This is a genomic window from Halopelagius fulvigenes (assembly GCF_042662625.1).
Taxonomy (GTDB): Archaea; Halobacteriota; Halobacteria; order Halobacteriales; family Haloferacaceae; genus Halopelagius; species Halopelagius fulvigenes.
In genome coordinates this window covers 102525-123576 of record NZ_JBHSXH010000004.1, presented here as the reverse complement: position 1 = coordinate 123576, position 21052 = coordinate 102525, and the positions used below count along the sequence as shown (strand labels likewise).

Here is a 21052-nt window from a genome sequence, read left to right as displayed (position 1 = left end):
GAAATTCGGCTTCGGATGCGCCGCCATCCGGGGTCGGTTCTCTGATCCACCCGAGGCCACCGTCGGGACTCACGTACCCTCGACGATTGCGGGGACTCTGACTCGTTTCGGGGTCCCCAGTAGCTGGTGGAGTTGCCGATAGGTGACATAATCACACGCTCTCGGGTACTATGTCGTGATGGCGTCCGTATGCGTTCTGAATGGTCGTCGCGCAGATGCGCTCGCAGCGAAGCTCAGGGCGTTCTCTCGAATCAACCGTCTCCCGGAGACGCTGGGATACAACGTCGCGTACGTTCTACTCGCAGCGGGTATCGCAAGTCCGGGCTACAGCGTCTTCTTTAGCCGCGAGGACGTAGCGCTGATAGCGCTCGTGTTTGGCGCGGCGATGCTGACCAAGATGCAGGCCTCCATCGCCGACACACTCCACGACTACGCGGTAGACAAGGCGAATCCGGAAAAGGAAGTCACGTCGCACGCGGTAGAGGAGTTCGGTCACGAAACTGCGTACACGCTACTTGTGGGAGAACTCGTACTCGGTCTCGTTCTCTGGGCGCTCGTCTCGTTGGAAACGAATTCGGCGTTGTTCGTAGCGTGGGGAAGCGTTCTTGCGCTCTGCGGATTCGCCTACTCGTATCCCCCACGGTTCAAGGAGTGGGGCGTGTTTAACCACATCGTGACGACGGGCGCTGATGTATTCTGCGTGCTTCTGCCGCTGATATGGGTGGTCGGTACGCCGTCGGTCGAGAGCATCTCGCGAGCACTCTCATCGTCGTGTTTCTCTACTCGTTCGGTTATCACGTCCTCCACCAAGCAGCAGACACGTATTACGACCAAGAGTCCGGACTGAAGACGTTCACGCAGGATATCGGCGTGAGCTGGAGCGTCTTGTTAGCGGCCGTCCTCACCGGAGCGAGTGGACTGGTCGCTAGCCTCATCGGAGCGTGGTACGGCGCGTTAGGGATACTCGTCGTGAGCGCCGGGTACCTCTCCCTCTATCTGCTCGTGAGAGGTCGCTCCGAACGGATCCAAACGGACATCGTCGCTACAGTCTTCGACGTGGGTTACTGGGCTACGTTTCTCAACGGTGTGTTCGCCCTCGATATCTTGTTTTTGTTATAATTCCACCCCTTATATAATGGTATCGTACTTACATTTTTACCTGCTGCATACAGCCAACGTGTATGTACGAGTCCCCGAGCATTTCCCTCCGAGAGACGCTCCACAAGAGGTTCGAGATTCTCGAAACCCTCAGGGAAAACCCGCAACGAAAGCCCGAGTTAGTCGCCGACGTGGAGAGCTCTCGTTCCACTATCGATCGGGCGGTGGCAGAACTGGTGGAGAACGGTTGTCTCGAGAACGTCGACGGGGAATACCACCTGACTCCGTCGGGACGAGTGTCCTACAGCGTCCACCGAGAGTACATCGACAGGATGGACGACGTTGCTCAGACGGCCGAAGTGCTCAACGAAAACCCTAGCCTCAAAGAGATGGATATCACGTTCCTGCGGGAAGCAGAGGTTCACGTGGGGGATAGATATATTCCTGAATCAACACTCGAACCGAGTATCGAACGGTTACAGAACGCATCTCGTCTCGTAGGACTCGCGCCGATAATCCTCACTTCGTATATCGACTTGGTGGAGGCAGCCGTCGACGAGAACGGACTGTCTGCGGAGATTATCATTCATCGGGACGCAGTCAAGAGGCTCTTGGACTTCAGGGACTCCTTCACGGAAATCGTCAAGAGAGGGGACGTTACCCTGTACGTCACGGAGGACGTCCTTCCGTATTCACTCTGGGTGATGGAGGGCGACCGGAAGGACACCGCCGGGGTCACGGTCCACCAACACAAGGGCGTCCAAGGATTACTGTTGAACGAATCACCACGGGCGGTCAGTTGGGCGAAAGACCGGCTGGAATCGTTCAAAGAGGGTTCGGTTCCGTACCGGCCGTCAGAAGAGTGACTATGCCAGATTCGCTCGACGGCACTCGACGGAGACGCTAACAGATGTCTCACGATACGTCCAAACGATCACCCTCGAACAGTCCGCCAGAACCGCCGACACTTCCACTGGTGGGACACACCCACCAGTTCCTCCGCCGAAATCCGTTAAAGTGGTTCACAGAGTTGAACGAAGAGTACGAGTCCACCGTCCAGTTACGGATTGCGGGTCAGCGTCTCATCCTCCCCACTCGGCCGAGCGACATTGAGCGAGTTCTCGTCTCGAACAACGAAAACTACCGAAAAGGAGGGTTCCAGAAACGAGTGACGAGGTCCCTCCTCGGAGACGGATTAGTTCTCGCAGAAGGCGAGGAGTGGCGGACGAACCGGAGGGCCATCGAGCCTGCGTTCTACTCGCAGCAGATCGAGAAGTACCGAGACGTAGTACGCTTCCACGCGAGGTCGGTCGCAGATGAGTTCTCCGACGGGGATGTAATCGACCTCGAAGTGGAGATGAAGCGTCTCACGCTCAACATCATCGTCGAAGTGTTGTTCGGAGTTGACTTGTCCACCGAGTCGTGGGAGCTCAAACCGGCGTTCGAGCGTATCTTGGCGCACTTCGAACGGATCAGTCGAACCTACATCTACCTCCCGGAGTGGATTCCGACGCCCGAGAATCTCGCGTATCGGAGGGCCCTCAACACGCTCGATACGGCCGTAGAGGAACTCGTTGAACAGCACCGGGCAAGGGGGAAAGAGAGTTTGGCGGTGCTCGGCCGACTGCAGAACTCAGAGCTAACGCAGAACGAGCGACCGGTCAGGGACGAAGTGGTGACGCTCTTGGTCGCAGGGCACGAGACGACTGCGCTCGCGCTCACTTTCACGGGGTACCTGTTGGCGACTCACCAAGAGACACAAGCGACGCTCGCGAAGGAAGTGCGGGAACTCCCGGTTCGGACGCTCCTCCAACGGCGAGGTGAGTACTCCGTACTCGATAAAGTACTGAAGGAATCGCTCAGGTTGTTTCCGCCCGTGTTCGGTATCTTCCGACAGCCCACTACCGACGACTCGCTGAGCGGATACCGCGTCCCCGCCGGGTCCCTCGTGGCGCTCAACCAATGGGTCGTCCATCGCGACCCCCGGTGGTTCGACGCTCCGACGGAGTTCCATCCGGAGCGTTGGTCGATCGAATTCGAACGTGAACTCTCACCGGGCGCGTACTTCCCGTTCGCCGGAGGACCGCGGCGGTGCGTCGGGGAACGGTTCGCGTTGATGGAGGTCAAAATAGTCCTCTCCGAACTCCTGAAGCGGTTCGAGTTACGTCCGGAACTACGCCAGCCTCTGGAAGTCGTTCCCTCGCTGACCACGCAACCAGCAACCGAAATTAGAATCAGCGTACACGACCGAGCGGAGTAGAAGGAAAAGGGGACCCGTCGCCGAACCCGCCTCCTGGCCTTCGTAGCCGCGTCTCACTGAAGATTACTCTTCGACCACCGGTACGCGAACGTTGGGATGATCATCACGATAGCGATGAGCAGAAACATGAACCACTGGTCGGCGAACAGGGTCGCGTTGATGCGTCCTCCGCGAGTGACCGTCCACCCGCTGAGGGCGACTGCCCAAGCGAGGACTGCGAGTACGTAGAGATACGCGAAATCACGGAGGACGTCGGGGAAGCGAGGCATTGTAAGAAGTTGTAGGATGGATTAGTTAGATTTTTCGGGCTTTAGAGGCAGTTCCTCGCGACGTACGTACACGCCCCGGAGAGGCCGATGAGCGTGAGGTTCGGTGCACAGAGCGAGAGGAGGAGGACGAAACAACCCAGCGCTCCAACGCCCGTGAGACCGCATCCGACCGAGGCGAGGGTACAGTGCGGAACCGCCATGACCACGTCCACCGCGCACGTCGCCGCTTTCGAGTCGCACGTCGAGACGAGAGTCGAAAATCCTCCTGTGCTCGCGCCGAGCAGTTCCTCGATAGTGGTCTCTTCGAGTACTCGATTCAGTTGTGCGTCGATTACGTATGTCGCATCCTCGAACGTAGCGATATAGGCTCCGCTCCCCGGGATATCGAGTTCCCCACTCGAGGATTCGCCCGTCACGTTGACGAGACCGATCATCTCGACGAACGCGCTCGGTTCGTCGACTACATCCTTCGCCCGTTCGACCTCGGAGTCGGTCGTCCCTCGCGTGAAGAGAACCGGGTGGTCGGCCCCCTCCGTCATCAGCCTGCCAGACTCGGAATTGGGCCACTCGAGCCCGCGCGAGAGTTTCTGACGGACGCCCGCCGGCACCTCAGACGACGAAAGTGAAGCACCGGCGTTTGCTATCTCGCCAGCGGGGTCGTACGTGACAGCCAGTTTGCCGTACTCGAGGGGCACGTTCAAGGTGTACCCCATCTGCTCGTCGTTGAGGTAGATATCTGTTCGCGTGGTGTCTTCCGGACGGGCTTCGGGACGGACGAGGGTGTCGAGTAAATGTTCAGCTGCTTCTGTCTTCGTCACGGCCGTAGCCGACTCGGAGTCGACTTCCGAGTCTTCCTTTCGAATCTCTATCTCCGTCTCGTCGGACCGCCCAGCGGCGGTTCCAGACATCCCTACCGCGCTCGCCGCTCCGATAGTTCCGAGGAAGCTCCGGCGTCCGATGGAGCCGTCGTCCGACCGACGTCTCTCGGAGAGCGTCTCCCACATCTCTGCACACCCTCCTCCATCTTCTGCACGTTCACTGAGTTCCTCTTGATACTGGTCTGCGTTGGGTTCGTCGTTCGACATTCGGGATCTCCTCGCATCACCCGACGTGAATTACCAACATTACCTCCCCGGCTGGGTGAATTTGCGGTATCGGGTAATTTCACCGAACACATACCGTGTGCTCACGAAAACAATTCGATGGAGGAACCGACACGATATCCGAACTTTACTCTCATTAGATGTGTTCGTGGGTGACGATGTGATAAGAGGCGTGCTCGGCCTTCGGTCAGTGAAGGGCCTCTGACACCTATCTAACGGCGACGCCGAACGCCCCGCTTTCCGACAGCTACGCACACTTATGGCTGTCATCGGCGTACGGTCACTAGTGTGAGCGACGCCGAGGCGGACGCCGCGGTGGAACGCATCGCGCTCCTGGCGCGTTCGACGGCGCGGGCGACGCTACTCGCCGAGTTGGTGCAGCGACGGGAACTCCGCAGGCGCGAACTCGCGGAGTGCGTCGACGTCTCTCGGACGACGCTCCAGCGAAATCTCGACACGCTCGCCGCCGCGGGATGGGTCCGGCGGACGGGGCGGACCTACGAAATCACGAAGGCCGGCGACGCCGTGGCGCGGGCGTTCGCGGAGTTGCGCGAGGTGGTCGAAATCACGGAGCGACTGTCTCCGTTCCTGCGGTTCGTCCCTCGAGGGGAGTTCGACGTAGACGTTCGGAGCCTCGCGGACGCGGACATCCACCTCCCGGACCCGCCGGACCCGTACGCGATACGTACCCGCCACGTCCGCGCGTTGAGCGAGATGGACGAGTGTCGGATGGCGGTGCCGTTCACCGGTCTCCACGCCCACGAGACGCTTCGCGACCGAATCGTCGGCCACGGGGCGCGGGCGGAACTGGTGGTCGAATCCGACGCGGCGGAGACGCTCCGGACGAAACCGCGGTACGCGTCGCTGTACGACGAGATGACGGCGACGGACCGGTACCGCGTGTACGTCCACGACGGACCGCTTCGCTACGGCGTCGCTCTCATCGACGACACCGCGCAGTTCGTCGCTCACGAGGAGTACGAACCGCGCGCCCTCGTGGAGATGGACGACGACGATGCCGTCTCGTGGGCCGCGGCGGCGTTCGCCGAGTACAAGCGCGAGGCGACGCCCCTCACGTAACCGCGTCGTCCTCTCTCGTCGCCGGTGATAGTCCACGTAATTCTGTTCTCCTTGCTCGTTCTTCGAGAGTAGCGCCGTACCCCTCGCTTATTCAGACGAGTACAAAATCGGCAGACAAACCGGGAACCGAAGTAAGGAAGAGAATCATATTACCCGACGATCGAAAATATCGCAGCCGGTATCGTCGGAACGTCCGTTTACTCGACCATTCTGTGTTTCCATAGATGAGAAATACGAGCCCAAGCCGCGCATATCCGACAAAAATTTTCGTACTCATCGAGACGAGCGCCACGTCCTCGGCGACTCCGTCACTCGGTGGCCGCGTTCACCGCGTCGAGGAGGGCGTCGTGGGCCTCGCCGTTCGAGGCGACGATACCTCGGGCGTGGGGACGCCACGGGTCGCCGTCGAGGTCCGTGACGGTGCCGCCCGCCTGCGTGACGTGGTACGCGCCGGCGACGGTGTCCCACGCGTTCGGGTCCTCGTCGAAGGCGACGGCGGCGTCGAGGGCCCCCGAGGCGACCATCGAGAGCGTCAACTGCGCCGACCCGAGTCGTCGCACCTCGCCGAACCGTTCGGTGAGTATCTCCGAGAGCGACCCGACGGTGTCGGCGTTCCCGGCCGTCCACCGAAGCGTCGGAGCGACGACGAACGTCTCCGAGTCCGTCGCGTCGGTCACCGAGACGGACCGTCCGTCGCACCGCGTGCCGTTCTCCGTCGCCCGGTACGTCTCCCCGCGCGCCGGGGCGACGTTGACCGCGCTCAGCGGCGTTCCGTCCTCGACGACGGCGACGCTCGTCGTCCAGTCGTGCATCCCCCGGGTGTAGTTCTGCGTCCCGTCGATGGGGTCGATAATCCACGCGTACCCCTCCTCGGGGACGGTCTTTCGCTCCTCTTCCTCCTCGCCGACGACGGCGTCGTCCGGAAAGTGGTCGCGGATGACCGACACGACGCGGCGCTGCGTCGTTCGGTCGATGTCCGTGACGACGTCCGTCTTGCTCGACTTCCGCTCGACGGTCAGGTCAGACCGGAAATGCCGGTTCGCGTACTCGGCTCCCTCGTGGGCCGCATCCACCGAGAGCGTCTCTCTCGTCGTCATACCGAGAGGCTCGCAGCCGGTCGTAAAGTAACCCCGGACTCGGGACTCCGTATCACCGGGACGCGCGGCGACTGACCGCCGAGAGGCGTGCTGTGCGCTACCGTGACCCGAGAACATCGGTGCGGTTCGCGCACGCTCGGACCGAGTGAGAATCCACAAAAGAAGTTACACAATCACCGAGGCGGAGCCGATCCGCCAGTCCGGTAGCGAAAACCGCCGACGGGAAGGTTCGTTACCTCTCCTCAACGATGTCTATCTCGTGCGGCGGTGCGTCGACGATGGCGAGATCGCGGCCTCGAACCGTCGTCCCGCCGAGCGTCGGGGTTCGGTTTCCGGGGTCGATCTCGAGAGGCTCCGCTCGGAAGTTCAGGACCCACGTGTAGCCGTCGCGTTCGGCGAGTCGAACGAACTCGGGGAGGCGTTCGCCGAACGGAACGTCGGCCCGTTCGAGGAGAGCCGTCGTAATCGCGTCGGCGAGTTCCGCTTCCGGCCAAACGCCGGCGTACGCGGCGTGTCCGTTCCCGTAGTCGTTCCTGACGATAGCCGGTTCGCCTTCGGCGACACCGGTCTCGTGCCGGCCGACGACGGGCGCTTCGTCCGCGGTGAGCCACTCCGCCCACGTCCTGTACTCGTAAGTTTCACCGTCGTAGCTGACCCGCTTCTCCAGGCCGGGTGCGAGACTCTCGTGTTGCTCGACGCGCGCGCCCAGAGGCTCCGCTAGCGGACCGGGTGCGAGTTCGTCTCGGAGTTTGTGGTACTCGTCCTTCATCGCGGTTCGGATCGTCAGAAGCAGTTCGCCGCCGTCGGAAACGTAGTCGGTCAACCGCTCTGAGAGCTCCTGATCGACGAGGTGCAGCGACGGTGCGACGACCGCCGCGTACTCGCTCACGTCCCTGCTCGCCGGCACGAGGTCCACGGTCACGCCCCGAGAGCGAAACGCTCGGTAGTACGCTCGGAGGTGCGCGAAGTAGTGGAATTCGGGCGTGTGGGGTTTGGTTTCGAGCGCCCAGAGGCTATCGTAGTCCACGAGCATCGCCACGTCCCCGGACGGTGCATCGAGGTCCGGGAGTTCCGCGAAGTCCCGGGCGGCTTCCGTCGCCTCCGCGAGGCCCCGGTCCGGTGAACCGTCGTAGTTGTTCAGTCCGCCCCAGTACTGCTCCTGTCCGAAGCGGCATCGCCGCCAGCGGAAGTACGAGACGACGTCACAGCCGTGAGCGACCGCTTGGTGGGACCAGAGTCGGACCATCCCGTCGGCGGGTTCCGCCGAATACGGATACGCACGGATGTCGCCGGACTGGCTCTCCATCACCCAGAACGGCCCGTCGCTCGCGCCGCGGTAGAGCGCGTGGTTCATACCGACCATATCCGGGTCCCCAACCCGTTGGAGCGTGGCTCCCTCCTCCGAGGCGGGGTCCGGCGCATCCGGTATCTGCTGGCTGAAGAGCGTCGGATAGCAGTCCCAGGCCGCGAAGCTCAGATCCTCGCTCACGGAGAAGGCGTCGATGTCGGGGAAGTTGCCCATGAAGTTGTGAGTGACGAACCACCGGGAGTTCGTCTCCCGAAGAATCCCCGTGTGAAGCCGATTGTACTCCGCGACACTGTCGGACGCAAACCGCTTGTACTCCAACAGGCGGGACGGGTGGTGCTGGTCCTGCGCGGGCGTCGGACCCGGGAGGTCGACCTCGGCGAACGACCCGTACTCCTGGCTCCAGAACGCGTTCCCCCACGCCTCGTTGAGGGCGTCGACGGAGTCGTACTTCTCGCGGAGCCACGTCCTGAACGCCGAAGCGCAATCGTCACAGTAGCAACGCGTCGTATCGTGACAGCCGAACTCGTTGTCTGTCTGCCAACCGGCGACGTACTCATTGTCTGCGAAGCGACTCGCCATCTCCTCTATGATCCGCCGACTCTCCCTCCGGTACACCGGCGAATTAAAGCAGTAGTGCCGACGGCTACCGAACTCGCGGGGCGTACCGTCCCGCTCTTCTTGGCGGATACTCGGGTACTCGTCGAGAAGCCACTTCGGCGGCGTCGCCGTGGGCGTACAGAGTACCGCTTTCATCCCGGAGTCGCCGACGAGGTTTACGGCCTCCTCTAACCACTCGAACTCGTACACCCCCGGTTCGGGCTCCATCCGGTTCCAGGAGAACTCGGCCATGCGGACGTACTCGATTCCCGATTCCGCCATCCGCTCGATATCAGCTTCCCACTGCTCGCGGTCCCAGTGCTCGGGGAAGTAACAGACTCCCGTGTTCATCGCACTCCCAAAGCCGGGCGAGGGTAGTAAATCCCTCACATATTTTGAGGAGGAAGACGGCCGGACGAGGGCAGTAACTGCAACGAACCACGGCACCTCTCGACCCGTTCGCACCGAAGCGCCGCGCCGCGAAGCAACGACACAGATCCGAGCGTTCGACCGATTCCTGCGAAAGCCATCGAAGTACAAAAACATATGTCCAGAAAACGGCGCTGTCGCCTGCGTTGGCTTCGAGTTGTCTCCGGCGAGAGAGACATCCGACGACTCCACCGCGACAAGTGAAGACACCGCCGCCACTTCCTCTTGTCCGAGGACGGCTAGCAGGCGCGTCGCACACCGCGTAGGGTCACAGGTGGCTCCCTCGCGACGAACAGTCCACCGGTACGCCCAGCGTCCGTTTTGTAGAACAGAACACTTATTGAGAAGGCGATAATATTAATGGATAATCATGGACGCTAAACATCCGGTGAAGACCACCGAGAAGACGCTCGCCCTCATCAACGAGTTGGCCGAGCGTGGTCCCTGCGGCGTGACCGAGTTAGCGAACAGTCTCGACATGGGAAAGAGCGCGGTGCACAGCCACCTCTCGACGCTTCGGAAGCACCACTACGTGTTGAAAGACGGCGACGACTATCAACTCGGTCTGAAGTTCCTCGAACTCGGCGGCAATATCCGGAAATCCATGGAGTTCTACCAGGTCGCGGAACCGGAGGTGAAGGCCATCGCCGCCAAGACGGGCGAACTCGCCAACCTGCTGGTCGAAGAGCAGGGGATGGGGGTGTACCTGATGCGCTCGAAGGGCGACCGGGCGGTGGACTTAGACACCTACGCCGGCCTCCGAACCCACCTCCACACCACGGCGCTGGGGAAAGCCATCCTCGCGTACCTCCCGGAGTCCCGGGTCGAGGAGATAGTCGAGCAACACGGCCTCGAACGGAAGACGCCGCGGAGCATCGGTTCTCGGGAGGAACTGTACGAAGCGATCGACGACATCCGCGAACGCGGGTACGCCATCGACGACGGGGAGCGTCTCGAAGGGTTGCGCTGCGTCGCGGCCCCCGTCAAAACCTCCTCGGACAAGGTGTTGGGCGCGATAAGCGTCTCCGCCCCGGCGAGTCGCGTCAGCGACGACGACCTCCACGGCGAGTTCTCCGAACAAGTCCTCAGTGCGGCGAACGTCGTTGAACTCAACATAAACTACTGAGGGCCCATTCTCGGTTTCGGAGACGGCCCCTTCTCCGGGCCACCTCTCGGACCCTGTTCGCTGGCCTCGAAGGCCGTTACGGATCTACGTCCGTAACGAACATCGTTCCGACGATCCGGTTCGTTCTGTAGTAGAGAATCCAAGGAGCGCCGACGAATTCGCAGTTCCGTACTCGGGACGCTCCGCTCGCAGTCGGTCCGAGAGGGGGTCGGCGAGAGAGAAGGCGTCCCCGGGACGACGTTCCACCTCGCCGGCGACAGACGCGAGCGCTGGTGAGCAGTGGCGGTAGTACGTGTCGACGTCGGAACATCAACTCCGGGAAGGTGGCGGACGTGCTGGGTCCCTCGACGGCCGACGGTGCGAATGTCATCCAGTACGACCGGACCGGCGGCACCAGCCAGCGGTGGACGTTCGACTCCGTGGAGACCGTCCGGTCCGCGGACGACGGTCGGCCGTGAGGAGGGCGTACCGTCGCTGGATCGCCCGCCGAGTAGCGGAGGAGGGAGACGCCGATAGTCACGGCTTCTCTAACTGTTAATTGCGCTAGTTATTTATGAAAATAACTACTACTTTCGGTGGGTTTAATATCTCACAACTAACAGGCGGTAGTACATGGTTAAACATGACGCAGGTCCCGAGACGAACAGACGGACGTATATAGCCGCGCTCGGCACCGGACTCGCCGCCGGGCTGGCGGGCTGTGCCGGCGGGAACGGCGGGGGAGAGAACGGCGCGACGAGCGGAAACGGCGGTGGCGGCAGCGGAAAGTGGAACGAGACGCTCGAAGTGCTTCACGGCTGGTCCGGCGGCGACGGCGAAGCCGCGGTGAGCGCCCTCATCGAGGCGTTCCGCGAGGAGTACCCCGACATGGAGACGAACTTCCAAGCCGTCGGGGCGAGCGCGAACGTCAACCTGAACGCAACCATCCTCCGTCGGATGGTGAACAATAACCCGATGAGTTCCTTCGCCAACTGGCCGGGGAACAACTTGGAGCGCTATCGAGGTCACCTCATGGACCTCGAGAAGGACGTCTGGGAGGCCGAGGGATACAAGGACGTGATACAGGACCGGGCCATCGAACTCTGCACCTTCAACGACAAGATGCCCGCCGTCCCGCTAGGATCTCATCGGATGAACAACTTGTTCTACAACATCAAGGTGTTCGAGGATGCCGGCGTCGATCCCAAGAGCCTCAACTCAATGGACGCGTTGATGTCGGCGCTCAAGACGATTAAAGAGGAGACGGACGTGACGCCGATGGGGCAGGCGATGAAGGCGCCGTGGACCGTGCTCCAACTCTGGGCGCAGGTCCTCATGAGCCAATCGGGCGTCGACGCGTACACGAACTTCATCGAGGGGAAGGGGAACAAACAGAAGATCGTCAAGTCGCTGAAGACGGTCAAGGAGATACAGCAGAACTACATCACCTCGGACGCCTCCTCGGTCAGCTTCACCGACGTGGGCGGGAAGATGATAAACGGCAAAGTCGCCTGCATGCACCAGGGCAACTGGCTGGCGGGGCAGTTCCGCTCGAACGACTCGTTCAACTACCAGGAGCAGTGGGGGTGGATTCCGTTCCCGGGCACGGAGGGCGTGTACTGCTACCACCTCGACTCCATCGTCGCGCCGATGAACAACCCCTCCAAGGAAGAGACCATCGCGTGGGAGAAGTTCGTCGGAACGAAGAAGGCGCAGATCGCCTTCAACAACCTGAAAGGCTCGGTTCCGCTTCGAACCGACATCGACCCGAGCGAACTGAGCGACTTCATCGCCATGACGTACAAGGACCTCACCAGTTCGGAGAAGTACCCACCGACCATCGCGCACGGACTGGCCGTCCCGCCGGAGCAGATGGGTAACTGCAAGACGGCGATGAGCGAACACATGATGGGGCCGTACGACGTCAACGCGGCGGCGGAGGCTCTCCTCAAAGCCGTCTCGGGGTAACGTAATCGCATTAACAACACAATTTATTACGACGGAACTGAACACTCTTACCGATGGGTACGACCGAAAGGACCGAAACGGCCTCGTCGTCGACCGAGGAGGTGGACTGGGAGACGAAGCTCAGGTACTTCCTGAACAGCGACTTCGTCCGCTCGTCGCCGTACTGGGGGATTCCGTTCCTCATCATGGGAATCGCCGTGTACGGCGGAATCGGGTTCAACCTCTCCATCTCCCTGACCGACGCGAAAGGGCTGACTCCGCCGGATTACAGCAATCTGGACTTCGAGATGTATCGACAGGCGTTGACCAGCGACGCCTTTATGCAAGCCGCGCAGAACAACTTCGTGCTCCTCGTCGTGTTCACGACGGTCTGTCTGTTGCTCGGTCTGTTCTTGGCGGTGCTGTTGGACCACGGCATCCGCTACAAGGACAAGATTCAGACCATCTATCTGCTGCCGATGAGCCTCTCGTTCGTCGTCACGGCGCAGATGTGGCTCTGGATGTTTAACCAACAGAACGGACTTCTCAACATCATAGTGACCGCGTTCGGCTTCGAGCCGATAAACTGGATCGGAAACCCGTCTATCGCGCTCGGGTCGGTGATATTTGCGCTCATCTGGCAGTTCAGTGGGTACACGATGGTCGTGTACCTCGCCGGACTCCAGTCACTCCCGGACGACCAGTTCGAGGCCGCTCGCGTCGACGGCGCGAGCACGGTCAAGACGTACCTCCGCATCATCATCCCGCAACTCAAGGAGGCGTCGGTCAGCGCCGCCGTCATCCTGATGGTGTTCGCCCTCAAGGCGTTCACGTTCCTGTACGCGCTCACGGGACGGTACCGCCCCCCGAACGGCACCGACATCCTCGCGACGCTGATGGTGAGGCAGGCGTTCAAGTACGGGAAGTGGGCCTACTCGGCCGCCATCGCCACCTACTTGCTCCTCTTGGCGCTGGGGGTCATCGCACCGTACCTCTACTACCAGTACAAGCAAGGGAGTCTCTGAACATGTCGCGATCAACCTCGGACGGCGGAATAGACGTCGCCTCGTTCGTCGAGGACTGGAACCTCGCTCGAATCGCCCAGTACGTGCTGGTGATACTCTTCATCGGCTTCTTCCTCGCACCGCTGGAGACGGGCTTGATGACGGCGCTGAAGACGAACGAAGCCGTCGCTCGGTCGATACCGCTCGTGCCGCCGACCGGCGAGGGCTTCACGCTCGGAAACCTCCGATTCGCGTTCGACAGGCTATCGGGGGCGTTCTTCAACTCGCTGTTCATGGCCATCCCGGCGACGCTCGGCAGCGTCCTCTTCGGCAGCATGGCCGCGTACGGACTCACGATGGTGAACTGGCGCGCCCAGATCCTGATGCTGGCGCTGTTCCTCATCGGCATCTTCATGCCGTACCAAGCCGTCTTGGTGCCGCTGTCGCGGTTCTGGAACAACATCTTCCCGCTCGCGTCGATGATCACCCCCCTCTTCGAGACGCTCCCGTTCCTGCAGGGGTACCACGCGAACCTCGTACCGCTGATAATCACTCACATCGCCTACGGGATTCCGATCTGCACGATACTCTTCCGGTCGTACTACCAGAGCCTCCCGAACTCGCTCGTCGAGGCGGGAAAGATCGACGGCGCGTCCATCACGAAGATATACCGGCGCATCGTCCTGCCCATCTCGAAGCCGATGTTCGGCGTCGTGTTCATCTACCAGTTCACCCAGATCTACAACGAGTTCCTCTTCGCGTTCACGCTGGTCACGGGCGCGGACACGCCCGAGGCACCGGTCACGCTCATCCTCCCGGCCGTCGGCGCCTCGACGTCGGGGATCGACTTCGGGATTCGGATGTCGGCGTCGTTCTTGGCCGCGATTCCGACCCTCATCATCTACGTCGCCTTCGCCGAACAGTTCGCTAAGGGCCTGCAAACGGAGAGCGGATAATCATGGGACAAATTGAGATCAACAATCTGACGAAGCGGTTCGGAAGCACGACGGCGGTCGACAGGCTGAGCCTCGACATCGAGGACGGGGAGTTCCTCGTCCTCGTCGGCCCCTCCGGATGCGGGAAGTCCACCACGCTCCGGTGTCTCGCCGGGTTGGAGACCGCGAGTTCCGGCGACATCTACATCGCGGGCGACCACATGAACTACCGCGTCCCGCAGAACCGGGACATCGCGATGGTATTCCAGGACTACGCGCTGTATCCGCACATGACCGTCAGACAGAACATGCGCTTCGGCCTCGAAGAGGAGGAGGGCTACACGGCCGAGGAACGCGACGAACGCGTCGAAGAGATCGGAGAGATGCTCGGTATCGCGGACCTCCTCGACCGCAAACCCGACGAACTCTCGGGCGGACAGCAACAGCGCGTCGCACTCGGCCGCGCCATCGTGCGTGACCCGGAGGTATTCCTGATGGACGAACCGCTGTCGAACTTGGACGCGAAACTCCGGGCGCAGATGCGCACCGAACTCCAACGGCTCCAGAACCGATTCGGCGTCACGACGGTGTACGTCACGCACAATCAAACGGAGGCGATGACGATGGGCGATCGCATCGCCGTGATGAACGACGGCGAGCTCCAGCAGGTCGGCGAACCGCTCGAACTGTACCACGAGCCGGTGAATCGGTTCGTCGCCGGTTTCATCGGTGAACCGATGATGAACTTCGTCGAGGGGACGTACGACGACGGCGTCTACCGCGGCGAGCACATCGAGTACCCGTTCGACGAGCGGATGCGAGAGCACGTCGACGGCGCCTCCGAGGTGGTGCTCGGCGTCCGCCCGGAGGACCTCGAACTCCACCCCGCCCGCGACGGGGCCGAGGCGACGCTCGGCGACCACCAGTTCCCGATGGAAGTGGCGGTCGTCGAACCGCACGGCAACGAGAACATCGTCTACCTCAACCCCGTCGGCGAGACGGACAGAGAGCCCCTCCTGCAGGCCGTCGTCGGCGGCACCGACGACCCCGAACCGGGGATGCGAGTGGTCGCCAGTATCGATCCCGAGACGGTCCACGTGTTCGACGCGCGGACCGGCGAGGCGCTCCACAACCGTCGCCTCGACTCCGAGAGGGAGGTGACGCACGTCTGACCATGTCCCGACTACTACTCGACGACGTGACGAAGGTGTTCGACGACGACGGAGAGGACATCGTCGCGGTTGACGGAGTCTCCGTCGACATCGCAGACGGTGAGTTCCTCGTCCTCGTCGGCCCCTCCGGATGCGGGAAGTCCACCACGCTCCGGATGATCGCCGGCCTCGAAACGGTGACGCACGGCGAGATCCGACTCGGCGACCAGGTGTTGAACGACGTCAAGACGCAGGACCGAGACATCGCGATGGTGTTCCAGTCCTACGCGCTGTACCCGCATCTGACGGCCGAACGCAACATGTCCTTCGGACTGGAGGAGTCGACGGACATGGCGAAAGCCGATATCTCCGAGCGCGTCGAAGAGGTTGCGGGGATGATGGGCATCGGCGACCTGCTCGACCGAAAGCCCGGTCAGTTGTCCGGCGGGCAACAGCAGCGCGTCGCGCTCGGTCGCGCCATCGTGCGTGACCCGGAGGTATTCCTGATGGACGAACCGCTGTCGAACCTGGACGCGAAACTCCGGGCGCAGATGCGCACCGAACTCCAGCAGCTACAGGAGCAACTGGACGTCACGACGGTGTACGTCACGCACGACCAGACGGAGGCGATGACGATGGGTGACCGAATCGCCGTGATGAACGACGGTCACCTCCAGCAGTTGGGCGAACCGCTCGAACTGTACCACGAGCCGTCCAACCTGTTCGTCGCCGAGTTCATCGGGGAGCCTTCGATGAACTTCCTGCGCGGGCGGATATCGGGGACGACGTTCGTCACCGACGACTTGGAGTACGAACTCGACGACGACATCGTCGCGGCGGCCGAGGGCGTCGATGACGCCGTCGTCGGCGTCCGTCCGGAGGACATAGAAGTGCTGTCGCGGGCGCGCGTCGGCGGCGACTCGGGCCACGAGTTCGAGATGGTCGCGACCGTCGTCGAACCGATGGGCGACGAGAACGTCGTCCACCTGTCGTTCTCGGACGACCGGGCGGAAGACGATCTGGTCGCCGTCACGGAGGAGCCGCAAGCGGTCGAGGAGGGCTCTACCGTCGTCGTCAGGATTCCGCCGGAGATGGTCCACCTGTTCGAGCAGAGTACGGGCGAGGCCGTCCACAATCGCCGCGTGGAGAGCAGCGGACGGTTCGCCACTCCGTAGCGTCGTCGCTCTCTTCTTTTCGTCCCCACTCTCCGTTCGTGTTCGAGCGAACGCACAGGCCGCAGGCGCTCGGTCGCCACGTCAACGACGAGACGCTCGTCACTGACACTGCGACGGTCGCCACCGGAACGGACGTTGCCGATGCACCTCGACTCTCCTCCCCTCTGTTCTCTAAAACAGAACGGGTGTGATTTAAAAGAGAATGGTGCTCAACACGGCGGCGCGATACGCGTCTCCGCCCCGGCGAGTTGCGTCAGCGACGATCACCTCCCACGGCGAGTCCCCCGAACAGGTCCTCAGCGCGGCGAACGCCGTCGAATTCACCATCGATTCCCGAGGACTCGTCTCTGTTTCGGAACCGGTCTCTCCCCTTTCGGGCCGCCTCTCTGACCCTGTTCGCCGGCTTCGAAGCCGTTACGAAGCTACGTCTGTAACGAACCTCGTTCGAACAACCGGGGTTCGTTCTGTAATAGAGAATCAAAGGACGCCGACGAATCCGAAGGCCACGCTTCGGACGTCCCCGTTCCTGCGGGAGTACCATGCGACCCTCGTGCCGCTGATAATCACTCAGATCACCTACGGAATTCCGATCTGCACGGTATTCTTCCGATCGTACTACCAGAGCCTCCCGAACTCGGGATAGTGCCGCGACAGGATCCGATCTACCGGTCACCGGAATACTTCTATGACGGAGGTGAACCGGCCACTAACGGTTATGTGTCCCGCCCCGAATTCACGGATATGGAAACGCGCCCACTGGGCGAGACCGACCACGAGAGCACCGTGATGACGTTCGGCACAATCGCGCTGAACTGGCTCGAACAGGAGGGGGCCGACCAGATGGTGGAACTCGTCCTCGATCACGGGGTCAATCACTTCGACGTGGCGCCGACCTACGGCGACGCCGAACTGAAGTTAGGACCGAAACTCCGCCAGCATCGTGAGGACATCTTCCTCGGGTGCAAAACGCAGGAGCGGGGACACGAGGGGACGAAACGAAAGCTCGAACAGTCGCTCGACCGCCTCGGCGTCGACAGCATCGACCTGTACCAGGTCCACGGGCTAGAGTACGAGGACGAACTCGACAGGATCACGGCCGACGACGGCGCCCTCGAGGCGATGCGGGAGGCAAAGGCCGAGGGCGTCATCGACCACATCGGGCTGACCAGTCACGGGAACCCACAGCTCATCCTCGACGCTATCGATCGCATCGACGACCTCGAGACGGTGATGTTCCCGCTGAACCCAGTCGTCGTCGGGAAGGACGACGAGGACCACGACTACCAGGCGGTACTCGAACGGGCGAACGAGGAAGGTATCGGCACGCTCGGCATCAAAGCCTTTGCGAAGGGGTCGTGGCCGCCGACCGAGGAACTCCCCGAACGGGACCGTCCGTACGCGAACTGGTACGAGCCCGTCGACACGCCAGAGGAGATCCGCGACCGGTTCGATTTCGCCGCCTCGCAGGGCCTAACTAGCGTCGTCAGCCCGGGCGATCCCAAGCTCGTCACGATGGTGCTCGACGCCGCGAGCCGGTACGACAGGATGGACGAGGCGGCCCAGCGGTCGCTCGTCGAGCGGTCTCGCCACGACGAGAGCCCCGTCCCGGAACAGCTTCACCACTGAACCTGGGGTTATAGATGGACGTTCCCCTGACGGTGAGAGCAGCGCTCGAAGACCGCCCCGTCGACGGGGCGACCTGCCTCGAGGCCGGCGCCGGCGTCGGGAACGCGACCGCCGGGCTGCTTGTGAACGGCGCCCGCCGGGTCTACGCCGTGACGAACGACCGCGACGACGCAACGACGGTCCGCGAACGGATCGGACGCGCCGAGGCCGATCGCACTGCCGTGATCGAAGCGGACCTCACAGACACGCCGCTCGCGACCGACTCCGTCGACGTCGTGACCGCGCACGGTCTGTTCAACGTACTTCCGCCCGCGGCACTCCCCGCGGTCATTGAGGAACTGACGCGCGTCGCGGCTCCGGGCTGCCACCTCGTCGTCGACGATTACGATCCGCTGCCCGAAGACGCCGCGGTGAGCGACCTGTTCGCCGTCGAAAACGCGGCTGCCGAACTCGCCACCGGCCGTCCGGCGCTGACCTTCTACCCGTCAGCGGTCCTCCGGCGCCTCTTTGCCAGGTACGGCTGGGAGTTCGATCGAGAGCGGACACTCCTCCGTCCCGTCCCCTGGACCGCCAGTCACGTCAAGGCTCACGCGACCGCCGCCCGATCCAGGGCTGCGGAGGTGACGCCGGAGCTGGGCGATCCGCTGATCGCCGAGATCGATCGCCTCGTCGAGTCGATCGGATCGGAGTCCGTGGGAACGATGTACAGCGTCGCGATGCGGCGTCCGGACTGAGCTAGTCGGGGGGTTCGAACCGGTCGACGGCCCCCCGGATTTTATGGGGCAGCGCGGAGTTGGAGCCGCCGCCGGCGACGACGGCGAGGAGATTACCGTCGTCACTGCTACGCTGACCGCGCCGAGATTGCTACTCAGCGCGGGTCCACACCTGCATCTCGCCGGGTTCTCGGTTGTCCCACGCATAGTAGGGGATCATCGTGAGCTGTGCGGACTCGGTGTCCGTCTCGTCGTCGGGGCGGTACAGCGTCCCTTCCCACCCGTCCAGCGCTGGCACCTTGGCATCGGCCTCGAGGATGGTCACTCCATCGAGCAGGTCGTCGCGGTGCTCTGCGTCGATGACGGCGTCTGAAGCGAGTGTGTATTGGTGGAGCGGTCGATCGTTGTCGACTGCCTCGGCGCAGTAGACGAGCGGGCCCCGTTCGACGGCGACGCGGCCAGCATCGCTCTTGACTGCGGGATGGGCACGGACTAGTTCGGGTTCCTGTTCGAAGCGGACCTTGATCTGGTCGTCGCTCCACTCGCCGTCGAGTTCGACGTAGTCGTCGTCGCTCTGGTCCACCTCCTCTCCGTCAATCGAGACGGACGCGTCGGTCGCCCAGTCGGGGATCCGAAGGCGAATCGGGACCGGTCCGTCAGCGTCGACAGTGAGTGTGGCCTCACCAGACCAGGGCAGCGAGCTCAACTGGGTGAGTTCGACCTCGGTCCCGTCGACGGTCGTCGTCACTGTGCTGCCGACGTACTGGTTGACGGTGAGCGCCCCGTCGACATTCGAGTAGACGTACTGTCCGAGCGACGCGAACAGGCGCGCGGCGTTCGGCGGACAGCAGGCGCAGGTGAACCACCCCTTGCGATGGTGATCACCCGAACTCTCCAGGGGGTTCTCGTAGAAGAACCGCGTACCGTCCAGCGAGACGCCGGCGAGGAATCCGTTGTACAGCGTCCGCTCGATCAAGTCCGCGTACTTCGCCTCGCCCGTGAGTTCGAGCAGTCGCTGGTTCCAGAAGATGCTCCCGATAGCCGCACACGTCTCGGCGTAGGCGCCCTCGTTCCTGAGGTCGTAGTCCTCGGTGAAGCCCTCGTGCTCGCGCTCGGGGCCGATGCCCCCGGTCACGTACATCCGCTTCGTCGTCATGTTCCCCCAGAGACGTTTCATCGCCTCGAACAACTCCTCGTCGTCCGTCTCCGCCACGAGGTCAGTGACCCCCGCGAAGAGATACATCGCTCGCACCGAGTGCCCCTCGACTGTCTCCTGCTCCCGGACAGGAGCGTGGGCCTGCGCGTACGTACCGACGTACTCGCCGTCCTCGTCGAGGAACAGGCTTCCCCCGCCCGCAGCGGGGATGAGTGCGCCGTCGTCCCACGAGTGGCCGCCGATTTCGTCGGAGTGTTCGAGCTCCCACTCGAGACGGTCGTCGTGGCCTCGGAGGTCGACGAAGTACTGTGCGAGGTCGAGATATCGCTCGTCGTCCGTAACCTGGGAGAGTCTGACGAGTGCGAGCTCGATCCCTTCGTGTCCTGGAACGCCGTCGATCCGGTCACCGAAGACGTCGTCCACGTGGTCAGCGAAATTGGTGGCCACGTCGAGCAGTGACTCCTCGCCGGTGGCCTCGTAGTGAGCGACGGCGGCCTCGATCAAGTGACCGGCACAGTACAGCTCGTGCATGATGTTGAGGTTCGTCCACTTCATCTCCGGTTCGACGAGCTGGAAGTACGTGTTGATGTAGCCGGAGTCCCTCTGTGCAGCGGCAACTAGCTCGATCACTTCGTCGACCCGCTCTCGAAGATCAGGATCGTCGGCCTTCGCGAGCTCGTAGCTCGCCGCTTCGAGCCACTTGTAGGCGTCGCTGTCCTGGAACCACATCCCCTGGAAGCCCTCTCTTTTCCCGTCGCGGGCGCGGCGGAAGTTCTCCAGCGTCCCCGATTCTTCGAGCTGTTCGTACTGGTATTCGATCGTCACGTCGCGGTTCCGGGTCACCCAAGGCGACCAGAACCCGTCATCGATTTCGACGTCCGATAGCTCGATCTCGTCCGTTGTCTGCTTGTGTTCGCTCATTGTGTTTCAGTGGTGATCTGTCGTTGATTCGGTCTACCGATTCGATGTCGTCAGCCGAGCGGTGCGATTCGCGTCAG

At 62.3% G+C, this 21052-nt stretch carries 19 protein-coding genes and 1 pseudogene; 15 read left to right on the top strand and 5 right to left on the bottom strand.

The features are described 5' to 3' along the window. Positions 1–178 precede the first annotated feature (178 nt). The 4 genes from ACFQEV_RS01130 (at position 179) to ACFQEV_RS01115 (ending at position 3358) form a co-directional block, all read left to right on the top strand. Positions 179–847, top strand: coding sequence for a UbiA prenyltransferase family protein (locus tag ACFQEV_RS01130; protein WP_379692064.1), 669 nt, complete (start codon positions 179–181; stop codon positions 845–847). Positions 848–870: 23 nt separating this feature from the next. After that, on the top strand, positions 871–1119 hold the full coding sequence (locus ACFQEV_RS01125; RefSeq protein ID WP_379692063.1) for a hypothetical protein: 249 nt from the start codon (positions 871–873) through the stop codon (positions 1117–1119). Positions 1120–1181: 62 nt separating this feature from the next. Next, entirely contained in the window at positions 1182–1964 is a 783-nt protein-coding gene (locus ACFQEV_RS01120) for a helix-turn-helix transcriptional regulator (protein ID WP_379692062.1), read from the top strand. Between the two features lie 44 nt (positions 1965–2008). Next, positions 2009–3358, top strand: a complete 1350-nt coding sequence (locus tag ACFQEV_RS01115) for a cytochrome P450 (RefSeq protein WP_379692061.1) — start codon at positions 2009–2011, stop codon at positions 3356–3358. A gap of 53 nt (positions 3359–3411) precedes the next feature. Here the strand turns inward: ACFQEV_RS01115 and ACFQEV_RS01110 are convergent, their stop codons facing one another. Together ACFQEV_RS01110 and ACFQEV_RS01105 are read right to left on the bottom strand one after the other, a co-directional pair. Continuing rightward, positions 3412–3627 (bottom strand): hypothetical protein, encoded by a 216-nt coding sequence (locus tag ACFQEV_RS01110; RefSeq protein WP_379692060.1) that lies wholly within the window; start codon positions 3625–3627, stop codon positions 3412–3414. A 41-nt stretch (positions 3628–3668) separates the two neighbouring features. Continuing rightward, on the bottom strand, positions 3669–4712 hold the full coding sequence (locus ACFQEV_RS01105) for a hypothetical protein (RefSeq protein WP_379692059.1): 1044 nt from the start codon (positions 4710–4712) through the stop codon (positions 3669–3671). Between the two features lie 306 nt (positions 4713–5018). Here ACFQEV_RS01105 and ACFQEV_RS01100 point away from each other — a divergent pair, with 306 nt between their 5' ends. Further along, positions 5019–5810: a helix-turn-helix transcriptional regulator gene (locus tag ACFQEV_RS01100; protein WP_379692058.1), complete on the top strand. Its 792-nt coding sequence runs from the start codon at positions 5019–5021 to the stop codon at positions 5808–5810. A gap of 308 nt (positions 5811–6118) precedes the next feature. On the opposite strand, the gene ACFQEV_RS01095 is transcribed toward ACFQEV_RS01100, so the two are convergent. Then, positions 6119–6907, bottom strand: a complete 789-nt coding sequence (locus ACFQEV_RS01095) for an inositol monophosphatase family protein (RefSeq protein ID WP_379692057.1) — start codon at positions 6905–6907, stop codon at positions 6119–6121. 232 nt (positions 6908–7139) lie between these two features. Next, positions 7140–9164: a beta-galactosidase gene (locus ACFQEV_RS01090; protein ID WP_379692056.1), complete on the bottom strand. Its 2025-nt coding sequence runs from the start codon at positions 9162–9164 to the stop codon at positions 7140–7142. 448 nt (positions 9165–9612) lie between these two features. On the opposite strand from ACFQEV_RS01090, the gene xacR reads away from it, so the two are divergent. From xacR to ACFQEV_RS01040, 10 genes and pseudogenes are all read left to right on the top strand, one after another. After that, entirely contained in the window at positions 9613–10368 is a 756-nt protein-coding gene (xacR, locus tag ACFQEV_RS01085) for an HTH-type transcriptional regulator XacR (RefSeq protein ID WP_379692055.1), read from the top strand. Positions 10369–10640: 272 nt separating this feature from the next. Beyond that, the gene (locus ACFQEV_RS01080; RefSeq protein ID WP_379692054.1) at positions 10641–10826 is read left to right on the top strand and encodes an RICIN domain-containing protein; all 186 of its coding nucleotides are present in this window, start codon (positions 10641–10643) and stop codon (positions 10824–10826) included. A gap of 154 nt (positions 10827–10980) precedes the next feature. Next, the gene (locus ACFQEV_RS01075) at positions 10981–12315 is read left to right on the top strand and encodes an ABC transporter substrate-binding protein (RefSeq protein WP_379692053.1); all 1335 of its coding nucleotides are present in this window, start codon (positions 10981–10983) and stop codon (positions 12313–12315) included. Positions 12316–12368: 53 nt separating this feature from the next. Further along, a complete protein-coding gene (locus ACFQEV_RS01070; protein ID WP_379692052.1) occupies positions 12369–13319 on the top strand; it encodes a carbohydrate ABC transporter permease in 951 nt (316 codons plus the stop codon). 2 nt (positions 13320–13321) lie between these two features. Further along, the gene (locus tag ACFQEV_RS01065) at positions 13322–14254 is read left to right on the top strand and encodes a carbohydrate ABC transporter permease (RefSeq protein ID WP_379692051.1); all 933 of its coding nucleotides are present in this window, start codon (positions 13322–13324) and stop codon (positions 14252–14254) included. 2 nt (positions 14255–14256) lie between these two features. Further along, entirely contained in the window at positions 14257–15405 is a 1149-nt protein-coding gene (locus ACFQEV_RS01060) for an ABC transporter ATP-binding protein (RefSeq protein ID WP_379692050.1), read from the top strand. Between the two features lie 2 nt (positions 15406–15407). After that, complete coding sequence (locus ACFQEV_RS01055; RefSeq protein ID WP_379692049.1) at positions 15408–16559, top strand: ABC transporter ATP-binding protein; 1152 nt, start codon at positions 15408–15410, stop codon at positions 16557–16559. A gap of 520 nt (positions 16560–17079) precedes the next feature. Then, positions 17080–17196, top strand: a pseudogene (locus tag ACFQEV_RS01050) (carbohydrate ABC transporter permease); the annotation flags it as partial. A 104-nt stretch (positions 17197–17300) separates the two neighbouring features. Continuing rightward, positions 17301–18185 (top strand): aldo/keto reductase, encoded by an 885-nt coding sequence (locus ACFQEV_RS01045; RefSeq protein WP_379692048.1) that lies wholly within the window; start codon positions 17301–17303, stop codon positions 18183–18185. A gap of 14 nt (positions 18186–18199) precedes the next feature. Then, positions 18200–18919, top strand: coding sequence for a class I SAM-dependent methyltransferase (locus tag ACFQEV_RS01040; RefSeq protein ID WP_379692047.1), 720 nt, complete (start codon positions 18200–18202; stop codon positions 18917–18919). A gap of 130 nt (positions 18920–19049) precedes the next feature. On the opposite strand, the gene ACFQEV_RS01035 is transcribed toward ACFQEV_RS01040, so the two are convergent. Then, positions 19050–20975 carry a glycoside hydrolase family 127 protein gene (locus ACFQEV_RS01035; RefSeq protein WP_379692046.1) on the bottom strand — a complete coding sequence of 642 codons (1926 nt, stop codon included), beginning with the start codon at positions 20973–20975 and terminating at the stop codon, positions 19050–19052. Between the last annotated feature and the right edge of the window lie 77 nt (positions 20976–21052).